Raw genomic sequence first — 4305 nt, 5'->3', positions numbered from 1 at the left:
AGACCGCTGCTGCCGAGCGAACGGCTATCTTGGCGAACCCGTCGAAAACCCGCGTGCCCGCCACCTTGAACAGCCCGGCCGTCGGCTTTCCCATCATCGCCGCGACCTTCTCGGCCCGTGGCAGTTCGTCCACGTGATCCAGATTCCGCATCACCGTCAGGGCGCCACGCGGCGACGCCGCCTTAGCTATGGCGCCGACCGACTTCAGGACATCCTGAAGCTTCGCGGTATCTCTCAGCCTTACGAGTTCGGTGAGAGAGCGGGCGAACCCCTTGGTCATCTTGCCGGTCCGATGAGCCAGCTTGGCCAGGGAAACACCGGTTTTCACCGCGACCGCCCCGCCGCCCGTGGCAAGCACCGCCCCGCTCAAGCCGATGCCCGCCGTGGCAAGCGCCAGTACCGTTTCGTCCACCGGCTCGTCGTTCAGGTAATGTCCGGCCTGGGCCGTCGCGTCCCGCAGATCGCCGACCACCGTCAGGTCGGATACCACCGCGCCGACCGCTCCCGCCGTGCCTTCGCCCTCTCCGGTCACGAAGCCGTGCGTTCCAGCGCTGGCTGAGCGCATCAGGGTTGGCAGCCACTGAAGCTTTTCGTCGTACCGGCGCCGCAGGGCCGGATCGATCGCGATGCCGAGCAGGTCGGCCAGATCGAACATGTCTCCGGCTTCTTCCGGCCTGTCGGCCTCCAGGCTTTCGGAAATCCGCCGTTCCAGTTCCTCCGGCAGAGCCAGCGGACGCACCGATCCAAGGATGCCGGTGCGGATTTCCTCGTCGGTCGGATCGCGCAGATCGTCCGGTGCGATCGCGAAGACGGCCAGCGCAAGACAAGCCGCAATCGCCGCGACCGCAGCCAGCCCCAGGCCAAAACGTCTCATAATCCCGCCATCTTCTTCATTTCCGGGACTGTTGCAGTGCAATTGCGATCCTGCATCCCTACTTTACCAGCAGGCGGGATGGAATAAACAGGCCCGCAGGCGGCGCTTCGCGCATTCGCGATGGTTGATACCGGGTGCGCCGCATACAATGCGAGGGGAACCCGCGCACGGGTTGCCCATTAATACGGGCGTATTACAGGAAACATGGTCGCGAGATGGCGGAAGTAACGGACACTCTGGAACGGCGCGATGCCCTGAGGGCGATTGCCGCCACTCTGCGCGGCGATGGGATCGAGGTGGAGTTCGACATCGTGCCGGCCCGCTGGTCGATTGCCGGCGCGCATGACTTCGTCATACCCGGCGCAGACCCAAAACGCCGGCTCAAGGCCCGCTTCCGCGTCACGACCGGTCCGGTCGAGGATGTCGAGCAGGAAGTGGCCGACCTGCTGGAAACGCCGGAAGGCATCGGACGGAACGAGATCAAGGCGCTCGCCAAGCGGGTGAAGGCCGCCGTCAAGGGGTCCGACCAGATCCAGGAAGCCACCGACCGGATCGACATCTGGGTCGAGTCGGTCGCCGAACGCGCGGCGGCCTTCGGCCAGAGCTGGCGTCCCCAGGCCTTCTCCGACGACCTCGCCCGCGTGCTGGGTTTCGGCGGCCGTACCCCCCGTCTGGAAACGCTGCTCGACGCCGTCGAGGAAGCCTTCCGCACGGCAGCGGCCCGCATTGGCGTCCGCGTCCGCCGCAACCTGCTGGAAACGGCTTCCGGCCTCGGCGTCTATCTCGACAGCTTCGCCGCCGCCCGCGCGATGATCCGCAAGCTCCGGCTGTTCGTCGGCCCGACCAACTCGGGCAAGACCCACGCCGCGATGGACCGTCTGGCGGAAGGACGGAGCGGCGCCTATCTGGCTCCGCTGCGGCTGCTCGCCCTGGAAGGCCAGGAAGCGGTCGAGACGCGCGGCCAGATGTGCAGCCTGATCACGGGCGAGGAGCGCGACGTGCGCCCCGGCGCCGCCTTCGTTTCCTCGACCATCGAGATGGCGAACACCAACCGCGTTATGGACGCCTGCGTGATCGACGAGATCCAGATGATCGGCGACCACGACCGGGGCTGGGCCTGGACGGCCGCCGTCGCCGGCATGGCCGCGTCCGAGATCATCATGACCGGCTCCGCCGACGCGATCCCCTATGTCCAGCGACTCGCCGCCGCAACCGGGGAGGAGCTTGAGATCGTCGAGTTCACCCGCAAGTCGCCGCTCCGCGTCCAGGAAGGCGGCGTCGCGATGAGCGAGATCCGCCGGGCCGACGCGCTGATCGCCTTCTCCCGCCGCGACGTGCTGGGGCTTCGCGCCCAGCTTCTCCAGCAGGGACACTCGGTCGCGGTGATCTACGGCGCCCTGTCGCCGGAAGTGCGCCGGGCGGAAGCCCGCCGCTTCCGCGAGGGTCAGGCCGACGTGCTGGTCGCCACCGACGCCATCGGCATGGGCCTCAACCTGCCGATCGCCCGCATCGTCCTGTCGACCACCCGCAAGTTCGACGGCCGGGAGGAGCGCGAGCTTCTGCCGCCCGAAGTCCGCCAGATCGGCGGCCGGGCAGGGCGCTTCGGCATGCACGAGGAAGGCCGGGTCGCCGTGCTGGAAGGGGAGAACATCAACCCCGTCCGCCGCGCGCTGACCTCCAAGCCGGTCGATCCGGAAGATCCCCGTCCGTGGATCTCGCCGGCGACCTCGCACGTCAAGGCCATCGCGCAGGAGCTTGGCACCAACAGCCTTGCCCGCGTCCTTCGGACGGCGGGTCAGGAGTTGCTGCGCGCCCACCAGACCTTCCGCATGACCGATCTGGAAGGCCGCATTCAGGCGGCCTTGGCGGTCGACCATGCCAAGCTGCCGCTGGAGACCCGCGACCTGCTGTCCCGCTGCCCGATCGACGTCCGCGATCCCAACCAGTTGCGGCTGCTGCGCATGTGGGCGGTCAACCAAGGCAAGGGCCTGCCCAACCCCAGCCCCGGCACCGCCGGGCGCTTCACCCACGAGACCGGTACCGACGTGGAGCTAGAAGCTTCGGAAAAGGCGGTCAAGGACCTGACCGCCTATGCGTGGCTGGCCTACCGCTTCCCCGAAGCCTATCCGGAAATGGACCTCTGCCTGGAGCGCCGTCAGGAGCTGAACGCCTTCATCGAGCGGACGCTGTCCGCCCGCAGCCTGCCGCGCGCCTGCCCGTCCTGCGGCGCCACATTGAAGGCCAACCACCGCTTCAAGATCTGCGACGCCTGCCACACCGTCCGGAAGGAGGAGCGCGCCAACGGCACCGACTCCGGCCGTCCGCCCCACCGCTTCCATCAGGCCCGGCGGGGTCCGCCGCCGCCGAAGCGTGGAGGCAAGGCAAGGCCCGCGAAGCCGGCGCCGTCACCGCGCTGAGGCGGTGCGGGTCGCCAGCCAGATCCCCGTCGCGATCAGCGCGATGCCGGCGATATGGAACAGGTGGAGCGTTTCGCCCAGGAACAGGACGGCGGCCAGACTGCCGAACACCGGCACCAGATGGATGCACAGCCCGGCCCGGTTCGGCCCCGCCACTGCGACCAGCCGGTTGAAGCACAGATAGGCCAGGATCGACGGGAACAGCGCTACATAGACGGTGGCGCCCAGCGCCATCGCGGTCGGGCGGAACGGGTGGCCGTTCCAACTCTCCATCAGATAGAACGGCAGGATCATCGACGCGCCGAGCGCGAAGGTCACGAACAGGAAGCTGAAGGGGTGGACGGCCGGCCGCCGCCGCATCAGCGCCGTATAGCCCGCATAGCAGATGACGGCGGCGAAGATCCACAGGTCGCCGGGGTTGAATTCGAACCGGGCCAGCGCGCTCGGATCGCCCTTGGAGATCAGCGTCATCGCCCCGACCAGCGACAAGGCGATGCCGGCGCCCTGTACCGATGAAATCCTGTCGCGGAACAGCAGGAACGTCATCAGCACGATCAGCGGCGGGATGCCCGACTGCATCATGACGGAATTCAGCACCGACGTGCTGTTCAGTCCGATATAGACGAAGGTGTTGAACACGCCGATGCCTAGCATCGCCAGGACGACGGTGATCGCCCAGTTCCGCCTCAGCACGTCCGCATCCGCCCTCAGGTACCGCCACGCGAAGGGCAGTATCAGCAGCGCACCAAGGGTCCAGCGCCAGAACGCCAGCCCGACGGGAGGCACCGTTCCCGCCACCGTCCGTCCGACGATGGCGTTGCTGGCCCAGAACAGTGGCGGCAGCATCAGCAGCAGCCAGACCTGATCGAAGAAACGTCGGTTCGAAGACAAGATCGCAGACACTTTACCGTATCGGGAGGTGCATTCTACACCAATAATGGAAGAGAACGATCGTGAGAATATCTTTGCCTCGTAGGTCGGTCTAAAGCGAAGCGGCAGCCGACAAGCAGGCGC

Annotated in this window: 3 protein-coding genes; 1 reads left to right on the top strand and 2 read right to left on the bottom strand. The window is 67.1% G+C overall.

Annotated features, from left to right (window positions below):
* On the bottom strand, positions 1–874 hold an 874-nt coding region (locus tag AC5JJ6_RS01040; protein ID WP_496040255.1), incomplete at its 3' end, for a hypothetical protein.
* Positions 875–1089: 215 nt separating this feature from the next.
* On the opposite strand from AC5JJ6_RS01040, the gene AC5JJ6_RS01035 reads away from it, so the two are divergent.
* Entirely contained in the window at positions 1090–3291 is a 2202-nt protein-coding gene (locus tag AC5JJ6_RS01035) for a helicase-related protein (protein ID WP_496040254.1), read from the top strand.
* On the opposite strand, the gene AC5JJ6_RS01030 is transcribed toward AC5JJ6_RS01035, so the two are convergent.
* On the bottom strand, positions 3280–4182 hold the full coding sequence (locus AC5JJ6_RS01030) for a DMT family transporter (protein ID WP_496040253.1): 903 nt from the start codon (positions 4180–4182) through the stop codon (positions 3280–3282). The two genes, AC5JJ6_RS01035 and AC5JJ6_RS01030, sit on opposite strands and share 12 nt — an antisense overlap.
* Positions 4183–4305 lie beyond the last annotated feature (123 nt).

It is taken from the genome of Skermanella sp., from assembly GCF_059503625.1.
Note: the sequence above shows the minus strand (reverse complement) of the source record. Positions and strands in the feature narration are given on the sequence as shown.

What these genes read in the sequence shown, in the direction of transcription:
- AC5JJ6_RS01035 (WP_496040254.1), top strand. Translation starts at nt 1,090, where the DNA reads ATGGCGGAAGTAACGGACACTCTGGAACGGCGCGATGCCCTGAGGGCG.